General features: G+C 46.1%; 18 protein-coding genes. 4 read left to right on the top strand and 14 right to left on the bottom strand.

Annotated features, from left to right (window positions below; translation table 11 throughout):
- Nucleotides 1–47: 47 nt before the first annotated feature.
- The 7 genes from VJ579_00895 to VJ579_00865 form a co-directional block, all read right to left on the bottom strand.
- Complete coding sequence (locus tag VJ579_00895; GenBank protein HXK37610.1) at nucleotides 48–941, bottom strand: ROK family protein; 894 nt, start codon at nucleotides 939–941, stop codon at nucleotides 48–50.
- Nucleotide 942: 1 nt separating this feature from the next.
- Nucleotides 943–2,214: a hypothetical protein gene (locus tag VJ579_00890; GenBank protein ID HXK37609.1), complete on the bottom strand. Its 1,272-nt coding sequence runs from the start codon at nucleotides 2,212–2,214 to the stop codon at nucleotides 943–945.
- Between the two features lies 1 nt (nucleotide 2,215).
- The gene (locus VJ579_00885; protein ID HXK37608.1) at nucleotides 2,216–4,189 is read right to left on the bottom strand and encodes a glycoside hydrolase family 15 protein; all 1,974 of its coding nucleotides are present in this window, start codon (nucleotides 4,187–4,189) and stop codon (nucleotides 2,216–2,218) included.
- Nucleotides 4,190–4,206: 17 nt separating this feature from the next.
- Nucleotides 4,207–5,415 (bottom strand): glycoside hydrolase family 57 protein, encoded by a 1,209-nt coding sequence (locus VJ579_00880; protein HXK37607.1) that lies wholly within the window; start codon nucleotides 5,413–5,415, stop codon nucleotides 4,207–4,209.
- A 35-nt stretch (nucleotides 5,416–5,450) separates the two neighbouring features.
- Nucleotides 5,451–6,680, bottom strand: a complete 1,230-nt coding sequence (locus VJ579_00875) for a glycosyltransferase family 4 protein (protein HXK37606.1) — start codon at nucleotides 6,678–6,680, stop codon at nucleotides 5,451–5,453.
- 162 nt (nucleotides 6,681–6,842) lie between these two features.
- Nucleotides 6,843–7,943: a redox-regulated ATPase YchF gene (ychF, locus tag VJ579_00870; protein ID HXK37605.1), complete on the bottom strand. Its 1,101-nt coding sequence runs from the start codon at nucleotides 7,941–7,943 to the stop codon at nucleotides 6,843–6,845.
- Between the two features lie 115 nt (nucleotides 7,944–8,058).
- A complete protein-coding gene (locus tag VJ579_00865) occupies nucleotides 8,059–8,379 on the bottom strand; it encodes a helix-turn-helix domain-containing protein (protein HXK37604.1) in 321 nt (106 codons plus the stop codon).
- 539 nt (nucleotides 8,380–8,918) lie between these two features.
- Between VJ579_00865 and VJ579_00860 the strand changes: the two genes are divergently transcribed.
- Nucleotides 8,919–9,194 carry a 50S ribosomal protein L27 gene (locus VJ579_00860; GenBank protein ID HXK37603.1) on the top strand — a complete coding sequence of 92 codons (276 nt, stop codon included), beginning with the start codon at nucleotides 8,919–8,921 and terminating at the stop codon, nucleotides 9,192–9,194.
- Nucleotides 9,195–9,403: 209 nt separating this feature from the next.
- On the opposite strand, the gene VJ579_00855 is transcribed toward VJ579_00860, so the two are convergent.
- The 4 genes from VJ579_00855 to VJ579_00840 form a co-directional block, all read right to left on the bottom strand.
- Nucleotides 9,404–12,247, bottom strand: a complete 2,844-nt coding sequence (locus VJ579_00855) for a fibronectin type III domain-containing protein (protein HXK37602.1) — start codon at nucleotides 12,245–12,247, stop codon at nucleotides 9,404–9,406.
- A 197-nt stretch (nucleotides 12,248–12,444) separates the two neighbouring features.
- A complete protein-coding gene (locus tag VJ579_00850) occupies nucleotides 12,445–13,329 on the bottom strand; it encodes a hypothetical protein (protein ID HXK37601.1) in 885 nt (294 codons plus the stop codon).
- 201 nt (nucleotides 13,330–13,530) lie between these two features.
- Nucleotides 13,531–13,980, bottom strand: coding sequence for a 50S ribosomal protein L9 (gene rplI, locus VJ579_00845; GenBank protein ID HXK37600.1), 450 nt, complete (start codon nucleotides 13,978–13,980; stop codon nucleotides 13,531–13,533).
- 149 nt (nucleotides 13,981–14,129) lie between these two features.
- Nucleotides 14,130–15,470, bottom strand: a complete 1,341-nt coding sequence (locus tag VJ579_00840; protein HXK37599.1) for a S41 family peptidase — start codon at nucleotides 15,468–15,470, stop codon at nucleotides 14,130–14,132.
- Nucleotides 15,471–15,614: 144 nt separating this feature from the next.
- Between VJ579_00840 and VJ579_00835 the strand changes: the two genes are divergently transcribed.
- Nucleotides 15,615–16,532 carry a CorA family divalent cation transporter gene (locus VJ579_00835; protein HXK37598.1) on the top strand — a complete coding sequence of 306 codons (918 nt, stop codon included), beginning with the start codon at nucleotides 15,615–15,617 and terminating at the stop codon, nucleotides 16,530–16,532.
- Nucleotides 16,533–16,536: 4 nt separating this feature from the next.
- Nucleotides 16,537–17,922 (top strand): cysteine--tRNA ligase, encoded by a 1,386-nt coding sequence (gene cysS, locus VJ579_00830; GenBank protein ID HXK37597.1) that lies wholly within the window; start codon nucleotides 16,537–16,539, stop codon nucleotides 17,920–17,922.
- Nucleotides 17,923–17,986: 64 nt separating this feature from the next.
- Here the strand turns inward: cysS and VJ579_00825 are convergent, their stop codons facing one another.
- Both VJ579_00825 and VJ579_00820 read right to left on the bottom strand, forming a co-directional pair.
- On the bottom strand, nucleotides 17,987–18,382 hold the full coding sequence (locus VJ579_00825) for a response regulator (protein HXK37596.1): 396 nt from the start codon (nucleotides 18,380–18,382) through the stop codon (nucleotides 17,987–17,989).
- Between the two features lie 11 nt (nucleotides 18,383–18,393).
- Entirely contained in the window at nucleotides 18,394–18,813 is a 420-nt protein-coding gene (locus tag VJ579_00820; protein HXK37595.1) for a response regulator, read from the bottom strand.
- Between the two features lie 30 nt (nucleotides 18,814–18,843).
- Here VJ579_00820 and VJ579_00815 point away from each other — a divergent pair, with 30 nt between their 5' ends.
- On the top strand, nucleotides 18,844–18,999 hold the full coding sequence (locus tag VJ579_00815) for a hypothetical protein (protein ID HXK37594.1): 156 nt from the start codon (nucleotides 18,844–18,846) through the stop codon (nucleotides 18,997–18,999).
- Nucleotides 19,000–19,019: 20 nt separating this feature from the next.
- Here the strand turns inward: VJ579_00815 and VJ579_00810 are convergent, their stop codons facing one another.
- Complete coding sequence (locus VJ579_00810; protein HXK37593.1) at nucleotides 19,020–20,834, bottom strand: PAS domain S-box protein; 1,815 nt, start codon at nucleotides 20,832–20,834, stop codon at nucleotides 19,020–19,022.
- Between the last annotated feature and the right edge of the window lie 37 nt (nucleotides 20,835–20,871).

The following is a 20,871-nucleotide window of genomic DNA, read 5'->3' as shown; positions in this document are numbered from 1 at the left end:
TATAGCGTATTTCCGAGTTTACTGCACGAAAAAACCGCAAGCGCGGTTTATTTCTTCAATTCTCCATCATTTTGCATTAGCTTCTTTGAGCGTATTGTTTCGCGATAACGATGATCAACAAAGTGGAGTGCACCGTAAATCCCTCCAATATCACCGAGCTCTGCTTTGACAATGCGAGGAAGCTGGGGGTAGATGTGAAGCATACCCGAGAGATGTTCCCTCACTCGGTTAACAGGAATACCAATTTGTTTCATCATTGAGCCGCCCAAGACTACGATATCCGGTGACCAGTGGACGATCGTATTATTGAGACCATAGGCAAGAAGTCGTGCCATCTCGTCCCAAAATTCAGGGTCAGTGATCTCGAATGGCTTTTTACCATAACGCATTTCAACTGCACTGCCCGAAATATATCCCTCAAGATCAACGCCATAACCGCCAACGCCCTTATGTAACGCTCCGCCTGCATCAATGATTTGATGACCCGGCTCAAAACCAAACACAGATACATCAATATCTCCATGCACAATGCGAACACCACCAACGCCTGTAGATATTGTCATGTATACAACGATATCACCGCCCTTACCTGCGCCATGATAAGCTTCACCGAGTCCGACTATTGCGGTGTCATTTTCAAGAAATACAGGACATCCGAGTTTTTCTGAGAGCAGTTGTGGTATTGCACGCCCACCCCAGCCTAAAAGATTTGGTCCCCCAAGGTAGAGCGAGCGATCTCTCGACAATACACCAGCAATACCGCCTCCAGCAGCCGTAATGGGTTCACCCGCAAGCTCCTTGGTTATTTTTGCGATCTGTTCAATACCTTCACGATAGTCTTTTGGCGTATTGATTATTGTTGGATCTTCAAAAGTAGCCCCATCGCGACTTATAGCGATTCGTGTTTTTGTACCGCCAATATCATAGAGTGCGTATGTCATATTAGTTTCTGAGCAATAAGCTGTGGGTTACTTTTTTATAATCTTCGACATTAGGTTGATCGAACGCGCAGATATTGAGTGCCTCAGCAAGTGTTGCAACGGTTTGCATCTGCCACTGCATGAATGCTCCAATCATATGTGCATTGAGTCCAGGGAAAGTTGCTTCACCGAATGGAATCTTGTTACTACGAAATGCTGCAGCGACTCCTGTGTAGATAGCAGTATTGATTTCATCCGTAGTTCTACTATCTATTCCAGGGACAAGTTTTGTGAACGGGTGATGAGGAACAACGTGCTTATCTCCACCAAGTGGCGGCAAGAGCAAGGTGATCCGATCACGTGGCCCCCCATAGTAAAGTTGTACCATTGAGTGCAAGTCCTCTGATCCTATGGAGACGGTAGGCGTAATTCCGGTATGCACTTCGCGTCCACTGCGATCAAATGTCTTCCCGAGGCTTTCTGCATAGAGTTGCCTTCCCCACTTACCCAAGTCTTCGAGTTCTGCGTTAAAGAAGAAGAAATCGATAATGTGACCACCGTTCTGCATTGATCCGAGGATATCTTCGACCAAACGTCTTGTTGGATCATGAGGGCTATTGAGCAGTTGTTGCACATCGCGAGCACCCTCGAGAATATCTTGCACAGGATACCCACAGAGAACCAAAGGAAAAAGTCCTACTGGAGTGAATACGGAGTATCTTCCAGATATGACTTGGGGCATATAGAGCAGCTCGTATTTTTCTGCCTGAGCAAGCTTCGCTAATTCACTGCTTGAGGTAGTGGTTACCACAACTCGTTTTTGCCACCCACTAATATGAGAAAGAAAGTTCGTTAGAATGCTAAAGTTAGCGATTGTTTCTGTCGTTGCGCCTGCCTTTGAAATGATATTAATGACAAATTCATCCGCTGAGTGTAATGACATGCATCGAGCCTGAATCTCACTGAGCTTGTGCCCACTAAGAGACTCTAGAAATACTATTTCGGTGAACTTACCGCGAGTGTTTAATGCCTCGGTAATTGCGCGAGTTCCAAGACTTGAACCACCGATACCTACAACAAAAACTACACGCAATGATGAGGTATTCATTTTTTGCGCCATTCTCGATGACTCACTCAGCATCATTCCATCGAATGGCACGCGGAGTACTTCAATCTGCTCTTTGTATTCACCACTCGTTTTCTGAGAAAAACCACTCAATTGCTCAAGGAGGCCAAGAGCTGGAGCAGGAATGACACCTTTCGGCACATTTTGCGCAGTATATACGAATTTCATACTAGTAGTTTGTTTCATCGATAATCCCAAGAGCCCTGCATTTTTGCAAATACTGCACTACAGTACGCACATATTCCGCATGACTCCACACTAATGGGGATGCGGAAACGGGACCACCTGTTTGAGGATCAATCTGTTCAGGGAGGATGCCGGTCGGTCCTGCAAAACGAGCAACGCGCTCAAGTGCCTTGCGCACAGGGTCAAGGTCGTCATCTGTTACCGCTCTTGCTATCGCATATTGAGACCACCATAATGTGGTGATGATCCAAGGATTACTATGCGGACTATTCGCCTTTTTGTAGTACTTATCCCCCGCGTATCGTGCAATCCCACCTATTGGAGTCTGCACAGTGAGTAACTCCTCTGCCTTCTTCATTGCCTTTATCAGTCGCTCATCGTCTGCCTCAAGCACCTTGAACATGAAGACACCATAAGCGCTTGATGCGTCCACAGTATCATCTTTGTGTATGACTCCCGCATCATCTATAGTGAGCGAACGATAGAACAAACCTGTTTCTTCATTGTAAAGATGCTGCATGAGTGCAGGTCGAATGTTGTACGCAATGTGCAAAAAATCTGATGCACTACGATCTTTGCCGAGCATTGTAGCAAACTGCGCTGCTGCCCAAAGCCCTGCATAGGTTGCAGCGACGGTGTATGTATGTACTCCAAAACGTTCCTCCCAGAGATCATAGGAAGGTCTTGGAAGACCTGTATACGGATCGCGGTGTGCCGTGAGGAAATATGCAGCCTTCTTGATGAAACTATCGTATATATTTTCGATAAATTCGAGATCTCGAGTATCTTTCCAGTATTCCCAAAGACTCCAGAGCACTAGTGCTGTTTCATCCTCTTGGATTGGTAGTTCGCGATGACTATTCACCATCCATCCATGCCACGATGATCCAAGGGATCCATCGGGTCGATATTTATGCATGAGGTAGCCATCCTCCGTTACTGCTTTTGCACAAAACTCGAAGAACCTTCGTGATGCAGGAAAATCACCAACAAGAGAAAATGCACTTGAGATATAAGAACCATCACGCGGCCAAATATAGCAATACGTATCACGTCCACCTTGAAGCATGTCAGTATCACCCGAAGCGATGACTCCTCCATTCTTGTCTGCATGTGAGCGAATGAGAAATTGTGACTTAATGAAGAGATCAATTACAGAAGTAGGAAGCGCATAATAATCCCACTTCGTACGAGAAACCCATGCATGCCAGTAGTTCTTTGCGGAAAGCGAAATGTACTCAGGGGTGCGCTGAATAACATCATGATGCATGTCGACAACAGCTTCAACCGACTCAGCCATACAGAGCCACTGTGTATATATCTTTGAAGAATGAGACCCTATCTGTGCCTCGAGAGCGAATGTTGAGTCGACCCGTCCATGTTCGATGGGATTCTTTGAAAGTATTCCATCTTCTGCGTCTCTATATGTACCCTCCTTGCCTTCTATTTGGAAAATACCAACCGTCCAATCTGAGGGTCCTTTATCATCAACAACTCCAGAAACAAGAAATGCTCTCGATCCTTCATAGTGAATGATTGCATTTGCTTGAGGGTCATAATATGCCGTATCGCCACGTGCAGTTGCTGCTATCTCAAATTGCGAGTTGAAAAAGAGACGCACCGTACGAGAGCGCTCATTCTTATTCAGTATCGCAATGCGGCGAATGAATATCTCCTTACCGTTATAGAGCACATCAGTGAATTGCAACTCAAGCTGGAGGCGCGCCGAATACATTGCAATATGCCCAGTATTAGCGGCATCAGATGCGCAGACAATTTCCCAAGTATCATCATCTGTCCATGAAAATGTGTCATCAACCCAGACTCCAATACGATGGAGCAATCCCCCGCCGATATGGTTTTCGAGTCCAACGTACGGAAAATAACAATCACGGAGTCTTCCGTAATTGTCGAGCATAATGAGTGTGGTGCCGTTTCCGTATGCAAAAGAACGCATGTATATGTATTATACTATTATTTCGAACGTAAATGGATGTGGAGTCGACTACGGAGATCCGCGAGCGCATTATTATATGCGACAAATGCCTCATAAGGTGTGTCGAATGGACTGAAGTATTTATGCACATCGCCATCAGCGAAATACTTCGTACACATATAGTAGAAATGATCGGAAGTCTGCAACTTGCGCCAATCTTCGAGCACAGCAGCATCACCTGACTCATGTACTGCATCTTCAAGTGAGTAGACAGAGCGAAGAGCCTCAAGCTGCATTGGATTACCCATCCATGCAGTAAGGTCACGTTCGGTGTCAGCCCATGTGACTGGAGCGTGTGCGTCATAGATACCTCGCACAGGATATCGCTGCGCTGCCTCGGTCACGGTCACAAAATCAAAGTCAGGGTGCTGGAGAATGGCACCAGGAAGTGCACGCATGAAATTAAAGATTCCCGTGTCCTCCCACTGGTGCTCACCAAAAGTTTCAAAATCCATGAAGAGATTAATCAGCTCCCCATTACCCGCAACACTATGCACCCAATTTGCAAACTTCTCTGAAGTAAGTGGCCAGCTCGTCCAACCCTGATTACTGAAGCGAAAAGCGATATCATCAGAGAGTCGATAGTTTTTCACGAGCGTGACAATACGTGAGACATTTGGAGCCTGATAGACTTGGTTTGGTGTACGATCTCCCAAAAGTGGATCCCAACCTTCCGCGAGGATTGCAGTGAAACCCATGTCTTCCACTTCCTTTGCAAGTGCATTGTTATAGATAAGTTCAGTGTTTCGGAATGATGTTGGTGTGACCCCAAAAAGACGCTCGATGTGATTGCGGTGCGATTCTACCTGCTTACGAAATTCCTTTGGTGAATAGAGGAATGATAGCGAGTGATGAGAGGTTTCACTAAGGAACTCAACCCTTCCGGTAAGCGCAAGGTCGCGTAACATGTCGATGATCTCAGGAATCCATGCCTCGAATTGCTGTAAAGCGACACCTGAGATAGAAAATGTGAACTTGAATTCTGGGTACTGCACTAAAAGATCACGCAAAACACGCAACATTGGAATGTACGATTTGCGCGCAACCTTTTCTGCTATAGCACGATTATTGCGAAGAGTATCCCCTTCCTCATCGAAATAGTTATCAGTCTCTCCGACATCGAAAACACGCATCTTTTTGACACGATACGGCTGGTGAATCTGAAAATAGAAGCAAATTGAGGGCATGGTCAGTTTATAAGTAGAGAATTATTTAATGAAAACTAGAGAAACAAACGATAGACCTCATTCGTCTTTTCCGCAGCAAGATCCCAGGTTGCCCTAGATGCATCATCTTTGGCATGCTCACGCATTGTTTTGCGAAGACCTGGACTACGCAATATGGCCACCACTGCATTCGCCATCTCATCGATATCCCAGAAGTCAGCAGTAAATGCTCCTGCAATAACCTCACGTGCACCTGACTGCTTTGAGAGTAGTAGCGCTGCTCCATGCTGCGCAGCCTCAAGTGCAGTAATACCAAACGGCTCAGATACGGAAGGCATAATATAAATATCGGAGCTTCCATAGGTTTCCATGAGTTCGTCTCCGCGCAGAAATCCTGTAAACAAAACCTGAGATGAAATACCAAGCTCTGCAGCAAGATTCATCATTTGGTGCTCCATGTCACCTGATCCAGAAACGAGAAAGATGGTCTTTGGTACGTACTCAAGTACGCGCTTTGCCGTTTGGATGAAATACTCAGGACCCTTCTGAATCGTGATGCGACCGACGAAAAGCACAATGTTGTTTCCTTGAGCACGCAGTAAACCGATTCCTGGAGGAAGTCTCTTTACGGGAACAACAGGCAGCACACCATTATGCACAACGTAAATCTTGCTTCCTGGGACGCCATAACGCATTTGTACTATGTTTTTCGTATGACCAGACACGGTGATGACCGCGTCCGCAGCATGGAGCCCCATGAGCTCAATATCACGAATACGTGGATTAGGATTATCTCCGGTTCGGTCATACTCCGTAGCATGAACATGGACAACAAGTGGTTTTCCCGTGCGTTCTTTAATCTTCACTCCTGCAAGGTAGGTCAACCAGTCGTGAGCATGGATGATATCAAAATCAATTGACTTCGACATGCGGTCCGCATAATCGACAAAAAGCTCCACGAGTTGAAAAAGTGAAGCACCGTAAAGAGAAAGCCCGGGAGTTCGAAGGAGTAATTCCGTATACTCCTTCTCAGTCATATATGGTGATGCAAGCAGTCTTGCATATGCTTTGAGTGTTTCCTTGTCGGTTGTTTGTGCATTCACCATTGAGTGCACATTCATATAGCCATGAGTGTCATCTTTACCAGAAAACGGGAGGAGGAAATGAATTTCTACTCCTTGCTCAGCGAGTCCTCGAGTGAGGCCCTCACAGGCCACCCCAAGACCACCACTATTGTATGGTGGCAACTCCCAACCCAACATTAATATACGTGGAACTCGTGGCATGTAGAAAAACGCGCGTCGCGTGCTGGCACAAGTATAACATGTGAAATTAGGAAAATACATGTGCATAAGGGTGACAACTACAGATATTCCACAAATGTTGTTAGTTTCATTAGTGTAATCCATGCAGTAAAAGAAAAAATCACACAAAAGTGTGATTTTTTCTTAAATTTTGAATTCTATAACATCTCCATCCTGAACGACATACTCCTTCCCTTCAGTGCGCACAAGTCCCTTCTCGCGCGCTGCTGCATATGAACCTGCATTAATGAGTGCCTCCCAGTTCACGATTTCCGCACGAATAAACTTATCTTTGAAGTCGGTATGGATCGCCATTCCCGCAACAGGTGCAGTTGAATTGCGTTTAATTGTCCAGGCTCTCGTCTCCTGCACCCCTGTCGTGAAGTACATCATGAGACCTAGAAGGTCATATCCTGCACGAATGAGCTTATCAATACCATCGTCCTTTACACCAAGTTCATCAGCGAACTGCTTGCGCTCCTCTCCTTCGAATGCGTTGAGCTCCTCGCTAATACGCGCGTCCACAATAACATATGTTGCATGATGCTCCTTAAGATATGCGAGCAAGGCAGCAAATCGTGGATCATCCATCTCATCGAGATTACGTCCCCCCGCCTTCTTGTTGAGAATATAGAGAAAAGGCTTCATGGTCAGCAAGTTGAGTTGCTTCACGATCTTCTGCTCCTCTGGATCAGTAAGTACAAGTGTATTTGCAAGCTTCTCAGACTCAAGCACTGCACGAAGCTGCTTCACGAGTCCATCTTCCTTGATTGCAAGCTTGTCACCTCGCTTCACATCACGAAGAAGATTCTGCTCACGATTCGTAACGGTCTGCAAGTCAGCAAGAATAAGCTCCATGTTGATGACCTCAATATCATGCACCGGATCAATCTTTCCATCGACGTGAATGATTTCACTATCCTCAAAAATTCGGACTACCTCTGCGATTGCATCAGTCTCGCGAATATTTGTGAGAAATTTATTCCCAAGACCTTGACCCTCAGATGCACCTTTCACTAACCCTGCGATATCAACAAATTCAACGATTGCAGGGATCGTACGTAGGGTCTTCGAAAAATCTGCGAGTTTATAAAGTCGCTCATCAGGAACAGTGACAACGCCGACCGATGGATCAATCGTACAGAATGGATAGTTTGCAGTTTCAGCGCCTTTCTTCGTGAGCGCATTAAACAACGTCGATTTGCCGACATTCGGTAAGCCGACGATACCAATAGAAAGTGACATATAGGGGCATAGTAAAGCAAAAATGAACGAATTACAAGGCCAAAACAAAAAACGCCTTACGGCGCATCTGTTTGTATGTTTATTGTTGCGTGTGTGTGCGTCAACGATAGTAAAACTATTTCTTGACTGCTGAACCCCAGTTTGACATGGTCTTGAGGACTGGCTCAAGAGTCTTGCCAAGTGGTGAGAGCTTGTACTCTACGCGTGGTGGTACTTCTGGGAAGACCTTACGCTCGATAATGCCATGGCCCTCCATGTCACCGAGGCGCATTGAGAGTGTACGTGGGCTGATACCGGTCAGGGCGCGCTCGAGTTCACCGAAACGACGTGTGCCGTCCATGAGCTCGCGGATAATCAATACTGTCCACTTGCTGCCGATAACCTGAAGAGTATTCTCAATTGGAGAATGAATGTTCTTCTTCGTGTACTTTTTCATTACGCGTTATTTTATTATTAACATACCACCAATGACAATGAAATTGTTGTCATTAATGACTGGTAAGCTAGGTTAGTATACACAAACTGCACTACAGTGTCAATTGTAACTTATGTGCAAATTATGTGGATATCTATCTTATTTACATAAGTATATAGCGAACACTAAAGTAACCTCTCAACAGAGCCACTATTCAAAGTATAGTGTAAAATGCCTTACACTTGCGTTCACGCAAAATATATTGCCTGCTGCAATATTTCATTTCCATAATCATATTTAGGAAATAGTAATGAAAATATTTTTCCTCTGAGATCAATATCCTTGTGACGCAGTGAGATGAATACGCTCCCATAGGTGCATTTGCGCGTAAGCTCTCAGGACTACGCTATTTAGGGATATTTTTTGCCAAATCGCCATCCGCTGTGTTTTTGCTTATTACCCGGCCTATCCACTTGATATTTTCTAACTTTCTGCTATACTAGTCATCACGTTGTGCACCTCGTGTGTAAGGCGTAATTTATCCATAACCCCAATACACCATGTCGACCAAAAAGGCCGGAGGTACCGCTAGAAACCTCACCGACTCAAAGCCAAAATATCTTGGCGTTAAGCTCCATGACGGACAGAAGGCAATCGTTGGCAACATCATTGTTCGCCAGCGTGGTACTCGCGTTGTAGCCGGTGAGGGTGTCAAAGTGGGCAAGGATCACACACTCTATGCAGTGAAGGATGGCACCGTTAAGTTCAAGACCGTTCGCAAGATCGGTTTCGACGGTAACCGTAAGAGCCATAAGATGGCATATCTCGCAGCATAATTTTAAACTCCCCTCTTGGGGAGTTTAAAATTAAACGAAAATATTTGGGCGAATTTGCGCTCACGCTTCGGCGCTCCGCCTCGTTGCCGTAGGCAACTACGTCTCCTTCGGTCGGAACACCTCCAGCGAGCACAACTTCATCCCAAATCTTTTGTTTGCAAATTCACGATGCGAAACAAAAAACTCACACTTGCGTGTGAGTTTTTTGTTTAGTTTGAAGATGACTCACCTCCCTCCTTGAGCTTCCTATAAAGGTGCATCGTGAGGATGATAAGAATCATGACAAGGATGATGAGGAGCAACCAGCCGAGAAGCATCATTGGGAATGAAGCTGCACCGACACTTGCACCGAGTACTGCACCGCCTTCAACAACGCGCTGCGTTGTATATGCAAGTGCATCACCCTGAACACTTGATTCATCGGTATAGACCATATTCGCAGTTGTCACCACGAGATCACCAACCTTGAGTGTGCCACCACCATTCAGGACAAGATTCGTTTCTCCAGACTCACCAACGCTGAGCTTATCAAGTTCAAGCGTGAGCGTACTGTCCGCTTTCGAGAACGTACCATCATCTGAGCTCTTGAACGTCATGGTCTGAGGAACGAGTACACGGAGGACGACATTGCTCAAATTCTGAGTGCTGTCATTTGTCCAGGTGACATGATAGGTGCGATCCTCGCCCTTTGTGATTGTATCTGATCCACCAGTGATAGTGAGCATGACGAGGCTATTTACGCCTTCTGCATGTACCAAGACTGGCTTCTCGACAATACGCTCAACAATCCTTACTGGTGTTGTAGGCTTTGGAGTTGGTTTTGGGGTAACCACTACTACTGGACTACGCGCAACGAAGCTGCGAATGATTCCATAGTTCTTACCATGGCTATTCTCTGCAACTACACGGAAGTAGTATGTTGTACCACTCACAAGACCATAGACCGTCTCAGCATGGCGCGCAGATGGTGCGGTACCAATGCTTACGGGGCTTGTTGTACGTGCGAGCGCCTGAGTAGTTCCCCACTCAAACCATGCACGTGCGACATCGTTACCATTATTCAAGACAAGTGAATTGAGCATTGCACTCGTTCCCGTAATCTGTGTAGGAAGTGTAGTGATTGCTGTTGGAGCAGCACCATCGTCTGTATTTCCTGTGTTTGAAGTCGTGAATGACAAGATGCTTCCACGTACTGTACCCTGATCATTTTGTCCTACTGCACGGTAGTAGTAGGTTGTATTTTGTGAAAGACCGGTGAGGTTTGATGAAATATTTGAACTACCGCTACCGATTGAGGTACGCGAAGTTGTATTCGAGAGGTTTTGATTGGTACCCCACTCGAACCAACCTGATGCGCTACCTGAACCATTTGCATCAACATAACCATTGATGAGTGCGGCTGAAGCAAATACGTTATTTGCGGAGCGTGTCGTCACCAAAGGCAAGTTTGAATATCCACCACCGCCTCCACCATTTGTCGTGAATGAAAGCACCTGACCATAGACGGTACCCTGACTATTCTGAGCAACTGCACGGAAGTAGTACGTTGTGTTCGTCTGAAGATTCGAGATGTATGCAGAGATACTGCCCGAATTACTCATGTTGACATGAGAAGTCGAGTTATAGAGATTTCCCTGACTTGTGCCATACTCAAACCAACGTGTCGTGTTGTATGATGAACCATTTGTACCCACGTAACCGTTCAGTGTAGCTGAATAGTTATCGATACTCGAAGCACTGTTTGTGTTTACCGTAGGAAGCTGATCATTATTGTCACCACCGTTGTTCGTAGTGAATGAAAGCACCTGACCATAGGTCGTACCCTGACTGTTCTGGGCAACGATACGGAAGTAGTATGTACGGTTCGCTGAAAGGCTTGAGATATATGCTGACGCATCACCTGCATAACCAATATTTACGCGAGAGGTTGAATTATAGAGATTCCCCTGACTTGTACCATACTCAAACCAACGAGCAGTATCACTTGCACCATTTGGATCAACATAACCATTCAGGGTTGCTGAATAATTATCAACGCTTGATGCGCTACGAGTCGTAGCAGTAGGAACCTGACCATTCGAGCCACCATTGGTCCTGAACGTCATGGTTGTACCATATGAAGTACCGTAGCTATTCTGTGCAACCACACGAAAACGATAGGTTGTGTTTGCAGAAAGATTTGGGAGATATGCAGAAACATTTCCTGCATTGCTTATATTCACCTGCGAAGTTGAGTTGTCGAAACCGTAATAACCTGAACCCCACTCGAACCAACGAACAGTATCGTTTGTTCCGTTAGGATCCACATAGCCATTAAGTGTTGCATCACTCAAAGATACGCCAGAAGCGCTATTTGTTGACGCTGTTGGACGCTGACCATTCGTGCCACCATTAGTAGTGAACGAGAGAATCTGTCCATACACCGTACCCTGATCGTTTGATCCTGCTGCACGGAAGTAATAGGTTGTATTCGTACTCAAGTTCGAAATATATGCTGAGCCATTTCCTGGTGCAGAAATATTTACGCGTGAAGTTGAGTTTGAAAGATTACCCTGACTTGTTCCATACTCGAACCAACGTGAGCCGTTTGAGCCACGGGGATCGACGTATTCATTGAGTGTCGCAGAGTAGTTATCAACATTCGAAGCACTATTTGTAGTAACGCTTGGAAGCTGACCCTGTCCACCACATGGAGGAGTCGTAAATGACACGACCGCACCAGCGAGAGGACCAATATGATCCTGTGCCATCGCACGGTAGTAATAAGTTGTATTCTCATTCAAGCCAGAAAGAGGCGCACTGAAAGAAGCATTCGCAGAAAGTGTTTGCGATGCGGTCTTTGTTCCGTTACCTCCTGTAACCGCGCTTGAATTTGTTCCCCACTCGAACCATACGGTTACTGGGAAAACAGTTGTTGCGGTATGACCATTAAGCGTAGCTGCATTGCAGGTCACAGAGGACGTTGCTGCAAGTGCTGCGGAAGTATGCGCAAAAAGTCCCGTTACGACAAGGAGACTAAGTGCGAGTTTGTTGATCTTTGCGGTGAATTGCATAGTGTAAGTATTGTACCAGATAATACTATATTGTCAAGACCCCAAAGGGTAAGTAATACTCTGTCTCAGAAGACTATCAAAATGTACCCTAATGTCCAGTTATTTTGATATATTTTCATTTTTGTACATATTACATATAAAAAAAATACCCCCGTACCGCATAGCGGGACGGGGGCAGATCTTGAACAGTACAATTCCTAGAAGACGATGGAGAATCCACCGTTTGCCGCACCAGTCGGGGGGTCAGTGACGACCGCACGCTGCTGCGGGGTGTCCTTCTTGTGGTCCAGGGCCTTGTAGACCGCGAACCCGAGAATGGCAGCACCCAGAGCTTTCCAGCCCCAGTGAAGCTTCTTGACCTCGGGGACAGCCGGCATCGGCTCCTGGAACATGGGCTTCCGATCATAGAAACGATCGTTGGGCAGCACGGAAGGCCGCGCAGGTCCGTAGATCGGAGCGGGAGCCTGCTGCTGCACCGTCACCTGAGGAGCCGGCGCAGTGATGTAGGTCGGGGGCGCGGGCACCAGAGTGATCTGGGGCGCGGGCACCTGAACGAACACCTGCGGGGCCGGAGCCTGAACGACAACCGGAGTAGCAGGAGCAGCAGGAACGACTTGCGTCGTCACCTTCGCCTCGGGGTAGTCGATCGACTTGATCGGGTTCCCACAGGAGTGATGCGCATAGGGCGTCGGAAGCGGCTGGCCATTGCTGTCCAGGTCGAACCGGCAGACAGTGCCCTCTTGGAGCACTACCCAGGCGTACTTGTTGCCGAAGACGAAGAGCTCGGCGAGCGTATCACGCTCGAGCGAGTAGGCCTTCGTGTGGACGCCGTCGATTGGCCGCCTCTCGGTCATGCCGAGATGCGTCGGGACGTAGAAGGAGAAGTTTCCGGACCGGTAGGCGGCACGGGCTTCTTCCTTCGTCGCGAAGACGGACTGCTTCTTCGTGTTGTTCACGGACGCCGAGCTGTTGCTGGCGGCCGGGAACGCGCTCGGGAGCACCCACTTCTTGGGCTGGGCCTGGGCGAAGGCGGAAATGGCGGACAGCGCAACGAGTGCGCAGATGGTCATGAACTTCTTCATGGTATTCCTCCATAAGGGAAGATTGTACTGAATGTTGAAGAACGATAGCTAGATGAGACGGTCCCATCTACACTACGAACTCTGTGAACATTATATCACTTATTTCTATATTGTCAATAGCTCTGTCATGGCTATAACTTGCCGTAATTTTACGCCTATACTTTTTGATACAAAAAACCACGGGAACCGTGGTTTTAAGGATTATGCTGCAAGCGCAGTAACGTCGAGGGTGATTTCTACCGTTTTCTCCCCTACCTGTACCTTTACCTGGTGCTCACCAACTGACTTGATCTGGTGCGCTGCATGGATCTGCGCAACTGGGATAGCAACTTCAGTTGCCTTCTCGATTGCCTCAGCGATATCATGCATGGTGACCTGTGCATAAAGATGACCTTCTTCATTTGCCTCTCTAGCGAATGAAAGCTTTGTAGCTGCGAGCGTAGCGAGGGCCTTCTCAAGACGAGCAGCTTCCTTAACTGCCTCGAGTGAGCGACGCTTCTGGAGCTCTTCTACGCGACCAACATTGACACGAGTGATGATTTCACCGAGACCACGAGCAACAAGGAAGTTGCGTGCGTAACCTGGGGCAACCTCTACAAGCTCGTACTTCTTTCCCACCTTTGGGACATTCTGCAAAAGTATTACCTTCATATATGTATTGATTTATTATCTAGTGCTTTTATAGACAAAATAAAATGTCCACGGGGCACATAGTGGTAGGGTTAAGATACCATGCTTTTGTAAATTTGCAAGTGGATGTCTGCACAAAAAAACATAGGCAAATATATGCCTATGTTTAATCATTTCCCTGTGTTCATAAACAAGATTGCACGATCAAGCTGCGGGTCACGTCCTTTTGCAACGTCATCCTTAGAGATCTCAACTGCAATATCAGGGTCAATGCCACCATCAGACAATGTCTTACCATTAGGCATTATCCATCGAGCAATAGTGAGTTTCAAGGAAGTCTCAGGTGAAATCGGAATGAGCTCTTGTACGCTTCCCTTTCCAAATGACTTTGTCCCAATAAGTGTCGCAACACCATTTTGCTGCAACGCACCCGCAAGAATCTCTGCTGCCGAGGCAGATCCACCATCGATAAGCATTGCTATCTTGAAATTTGATGGGAATGGATCATAACCTGCACTGCGGTACACCTGTGACTCTGCACCACGGCCACGCTCCTCAACAACTGTTTTTCCAGAAGGCAGGAACCATGATGCCATGTCTACAGCAACTTCAAGATATCCTCCAGGATTACCACGCACATCGATAATCAGCTTTTCAGTGCCTGAGTTTGCAAATTCCTTCAAAGCATTACGGAAGAGCTTTGGGCCAGTCTGAGGAAAACCATAAAGGTGAATAATGAATACACCATCCTTCTTTTCGGTATCAATCGTAGGTACCTGAATTTCCTCTCGCACAATATCGATATTTGAATTATTCGTCGCGTCTGGATGTCGAATGACCAAATGTACTTTCTCACCAATCTTTCCACGGATCTTTGCAAGCACTGAATCAAGGGTCATCTCCGAAGTTGTTGCTCCGTCGACAATCAAGATCTTGTCTCCCTTCAAGATACCTGCACGTTCTGCTGGTGAGTCTTTAAGAGGTGCTATAACCGTGGCAATATTATCCTTAAGTCCAATCTGCATCCCCACACCCCCAAAAGAACCATTCACATCCTGCTCAAACAATGTCTTTTCCTTTGGTGGCAAAAAGAATGAATAGGGATCCTGGAGCGACTGCGTAAGACCAGCAATAGCACCCCAAACTTTCTCCTGATTCGTCGCCTCTTTGCCCTTTACGGGAACATAGCGATCGTTAATCATATTCCATGCCCTCCAAAATTGATTGAAGTCTGCAACCGATGAGCCAGGAATAGAAACTGTCTGTTCTTTGACGAGTGACGTATCCGTGCATGGCACATCCTTCCCTTTTGCATCAGTACATTTGACTGTGCCTGAAGATGCCTCCGCAGGCGAAGTACTGATAGGTGAGGTCACGTTAATGACTCCAGCGACCTTACTTACTTCAGGTGCACGGTAGTATCCAATGGTTATTCCTCCAACAAACAAAGAAATTCCTACGAGAATATATATTCCAGTGCGCGTACTCAGGCGCTCTCTTAGCTGTTTCATTATACCTACATTATGTAGAAAAAGGCATGAACCGTCAATACACAAGAGGATAATAATTATCATTCATGAAGTACTACAAGAATCTCCGGATTCACAAGCAAAACAAAGCGTATTTTCATTATCGTATGTTATAATGATGCTTGTATGATCACACGATATACATATGGTGAAATCACCTGGATAGATGTCGACAAACCTTCACGTGAAGAGATACATATACTCGGCGAAGAGTTTTCACTACACCCTATCTTGCGTGACGACCTCCTTACTGCCTCACTGAGGCAAAAAGTGGATAGCTATGAAAACTGTATCTACCTCATTCTCCACTTCCCAGTCCCTCACCATGAGCGTGCGCATGCAATTCACGAAGTCGACTTCATTGTTGGTAAGAATTTCCTTATCACGACACGCTATGACGCACTCGATCCATTGCACTACTTCGCAAAGGCGTTCGAAGTGAATGCAATCCTTGAGAAAAATCCACCAAATGAACACGCGGGTTTCATCCTCTTTTTCATGCTCCGAAAACTCTATGAATCAACTTCTATCGCACTTTCCTTGATTGGTGAGCGTATTGGGCATGCGGAGGAGAAAATCTTTGCTGGGCACGAATATCACATGGTCAAGGAACTATCTCTGATTCAACGTGATGTACTCCTCTATCATCGTGCCCTTCGTAACCACCGCAGCATGCTCAACTCCTTCGCGAATGAGTCAGTCGCCTTCTTTGGAGAAGATTATCGACATTGGGCGCACGAGCTCACTACAGAATATCTCAAAGTCGAGGAGAAGCTCGAAGACCGTAAGGAAATGGTTGTTGCACTCCGTGGCACAAATGACTCACTCCTTGCCGGCAAAACAAGCACAGCAATGCGCTCGCTGACCACGCTTTCTCTCCCTGTCTTTCTTGCAACACTCACCGCAGGAGTTTTCAGTATGAGGCCAGAGTTCATGCCGCTCGTCGATCATCGCTTTGGTTTTTGGCTTGTGCTCTCTATTATCCTCACTGTCGGACTCATGACCGGAATCGCACTCCGCTACTATCGAAAGCATAACGACTAATTCTATGCAGCAAATCCAGCTCTACAATACGAAATCACGAACAACTGAACAGCTTAAGCCTATACATCCACCGAAAGTGACGCTCTATCATTGTGGGCCGACGGTCTATAACTATGCACATATTGGAAACATGCGTGCGTATGTTTTTGCAGACACGCTTCGTCGCATGCTGGAATGGAATGGGCTAGAGACGCTTCAAATCATTAATATTACTGATGTCGGACACCTTGTCTCTGATGGCGATGAGGGTGAAGATAAAATGGAGCTTGGTGCAAAACGGGAAGGTATTGCGATCGAAGACATTATCGCGCGTTATACCAATGCATTCATGGCAGATCTTGATGCGCTTAATATAAAACACGCTCACCACTTCCCTAGAGCGACACAACACATTGCTGAGCAGATTGCGCTTATCCTTGATTTGGAATCAAAAGGATATACCTACAAGACGAGTGATGGAGTCTACTTCGATACTGCAAAATTCCCTCGTTATGGTGAGTTCGCACACTTAGATATCGCTGGGCTCTCGGCCGGAGAGCGTGTCGAATTAGGTGAAAAACGTAACCCTACCGACTTCGCACTCTGGAAGTTCCACGGAGGCACAGGTTCAAGAGCGCAAGAGTGGGATGCTCCATGGGGACGAGGATTTCCGGGCTGGCATATTGAGTGCTCTGCAATGGCAATGAAATATCTTGGACAGACACTCGACATTCATACGGGAGGTGTGGATCATATTCCCGTTCATCATACCAATGAGATTGCGCAGAGTGAGTGCTCTACAGGAAAACCATTTGCGAACATTTGGATGCACGCTGCTTTCATGAATGTCGACAACCAGAAGATGAGTAAGTCACTCGGTAACACCTATCGCGTAGGCGACCTTGCAAGTCACGGTATTAGTCCACTTGGATATCGCTACTGGCTACTTACCAGCCACTATCGCACACAGGCAAACTTCACCTTTGAAGCAGTACTCGGCGCACAACGCGCATATGATCGCCTTCGTAAGGAAATCGCTTCTCTTCCAGAAGGAAATAACTCCCCTAATTTGAAAGCCCTGGAAAGAGCGACACTCTATGTCAACAATGATCTCAATACTTCTCGTGTCATCGCGCTTATTCACGACCTAATGATCGACACAACGGTACACTCTACTGAGATAAAATCAACAATTAGGGCTATCGATGGCCTACTTGGCCTCAAGCTTCTGGAGTGGAAAGAGGAGAAAATACAGACAAGCAATGAAGTCGACCACCTACTTGCAGAGCGTAAGCGTGCCCGTGACAGCAAGGATTGGGCAACCGCAGACAAGCTGCGTGATGAACTTCTCACTAGGCACGGCATCATTGTAAAAGATACTGCTCAGGGTCAGGAACTCTTCAAGGCTTAGGTATTATTAATCAAAAAACGACCAAGAGGGTCGTTTTTTATAGCTTCAGAAGAAGTTCGTCAATTTATGAAGCTGTTGTAATTCCTAAGCGTGTCTTAATCTTCCCCACCACATCCTCAATGTTCCAATCAGACTTCACAAGGAAGTCGTAGGTACCCGCTTCAGTTGCTTGGGCGACCTTCTCAGGGTCATTAATGTTCGTAAGCAAGATGACTGCTGCAGTTTTTCCCCACTCATCCTCACGGAGCTTTTCAAGCATAGTCAGACCATCCATAACGGGCATGATGAGATCGAGAAGGATAAGATCAGGATGTTCGCGAAGTGCGATCTCCAATCCCTCTTGACCATTCTTCGCCTGAAAGACAGTGAATCCCTCAAAATTGAGGATGTCTGAAACCGCATTACGAAGTGGTGCTTCGTCTTCGGTAACCAATATTTTTTTGTTCAATAATGTTGTCATTGTGGTATTGATTACTGAGTGACTGGTATGTGCTCACCCTTATCAAGTGTAAACTTAAGGTCATTGATGATCTGCCCGATATCGTAGTCGGCTTTCGTATAGTAGTTGGTCACGCCAAGTCTAATATAGGAGTGGACATTCTGCTGCGATGCTGTATTAGAAACGATGAATACAGGAATCTTGCTCCATTCGGGATCACTCTTAATTTGAATAACGAAATCGAGTCCATTGGAGGTTCCCATCAGATAATGATCGAGCCAAATCGCATCAACTGTTTTAAGATTCTTCAGCTGCGCAATTCCCTCTTCTGCCGTACGCGCCATAACAACGTTGAAATCATGGACAGCAAGCGCCTCTTTTACGGCATTTGCGAGCTGGCGCTCATCCTCGACAACAAGTACTGTTTTTTGAGATTTCTGTGTTTCTTCCATAGGCGTTATAAAACTATTGTAGCAGAAAGTATGAATATTGCACTATCCGAGGCTATTATCTCGCAACTAGAACCAAAAGTCATTAAAGCGCAGATTTCGGATGCAGATTGCCTTACTGGAGACATGCGAACTCAAGCGAGATGTACTGGTCGTACATTGAGCGAGTCGCATGTCGAAGTAAGGTAATATGCGCCGAAATATGGGCTTTAGGTTAGACCTTTTGCCCCAGTTTTTTTGATCATGCCTGATAAAGGCATAAGTACATGGAACTTCGTCCCCTTATCTTCCTCCGAATCAAACCAGATCTTGCCTTGAGCGGACTCCACGATGGCCTTGATGATGTACATGCCTAATCCCGTTCCTTCCGTATCCTTCTGACGAACATTGTCAGCACGGAACAGTTTCTGGAACATACTACTCTGTTGATGCTTTGGAATTCCATAGCCATTATCCCAAATACTGATATAGAGATCATTGCCTCGCGTATTAATTTCGGCTCCAATTGTACCACCAACCTGCGTATATTTGACTGAATTTGACAAGAGATTTTGGAATACAATACGTAGTAGTTTTGGATCCCCATTGTATGTCGCGGGTGCCCCGGCGAAGTTACGCTCTACTTTTTCCTGACGCTCAAGTATCTGTGGGTTGAGTTCCAGAAGAACTGACTCACAAATTTCAACAAGATTGACCGGCTCTGGCTCAACTGCGAATGTCCCGAGATCGATACGAGAAGTATTGAGCAGCGCATTAACAAGATCAACCATACGAATATTTCCATGATAGATCTCTTTCACATATTGTCTCTGCTTCTCGTTCAGCTCACCGACATACTTCGAAAGAAGCATCTCTGAATACCAGCGAATCGCGGAAAGCGGCGTACGAAGTTGATGTGAAGCAAGAGAGACGAATTCAGTCTTTGCCTGATCGACAGCCTTACGCTGCGTAATATCCTCAGAAAGTCCAACATAAAAGAGGATATCTTTGCCTTCTTTGATTGGAACTATCGACAATGCAGCATGGTAGGTCTTCCCATCACGCTTTACATTTATGATGTCTTCTGTAGTGAAAGGATTTCCCTGAGTAATTTGCTCGTACATACGGGCAAATAATTCAGGAGGAGTATCAGAGCTCTTGAGGAGATGGTGTGTCTGCCCTATTGCTTCTGCTTCAGAATATCCATTGAGCGCACACCATGCTGGGTTTACGTATATGATCTTTCCATCAGGATTTGTGATTGCAACTGCTTGTACCGAACCATCTGTTGCCATCTTGAACTTGAGTACATTTCGTGACTCCTCAACGACCTTTCGGGTCGCGACTTCGAGCTCATGCGTACGAGAATCAAGCACCTCCTGCACACGCTTCATATTCGTCATATCTTGTGTGACGCCTGAAAGCTTTGTTGCCTTACCATCTGGACCGTATTCAGCACGCCCTCTATCTGCAACCCACATATACTCGCCATTTGCACGTCTAATACGATATTCGATAGAATATTCAGGTGTGCGCTTATCAAAATGATAGGTCATCGTGCGACGAACGCCTTCTATGTCATCAGGATGAATGAGGCTATACCAAAAGTCGATACGATCAGTGCGTTCCTGTTCACCGTAACCAAGGAGTGCCATCATGTGTCCAGAAAAATACACATCTCCTGAAATGATATCGTAATCCCAATAGCCTAATCCAGATCCTATGATGGCGCGCACATGACGATCACTCGCCACCGCTACTACCTGAATTGCCTCACCAGCATTATTTGAATATGCAATGTAAGGAGTAAGCGTGATGTGTATCATTACCCAAATGACTGCAGAAAATATAAGCAAAAGAACACCACAAACAACTGCAGTAAATGGAGCATATACTGTTTGTGGCAACCAATACGCAAGAAATGTAATAACTACCGTAACAACGAGGAGCAAAATAGGTGCAAGGACAATCAAAAGTGTTCCGCCATGTGGAGCAGCCACTTTTGAGATTTGCGCTTTACCGGTAGTAAGCGGACTTTTTTCCATATTCCCTTACATTATACAATAGATATGGCCAAACGTC

Source organism: Candidatus Paceibacterota bacterium (assembly GCA_035583355.1).
Classification (GTDB): domain Bacteria; phylum Patescibacteriota; class Minisyncoccia; order Phycocordibacterales; family UBA6899; genus JAJZQJ01.
Note: the sequence above shows the minus strand (reverse complement) of the source record. Positions and strands in the feature narration are given on the sequence as shown.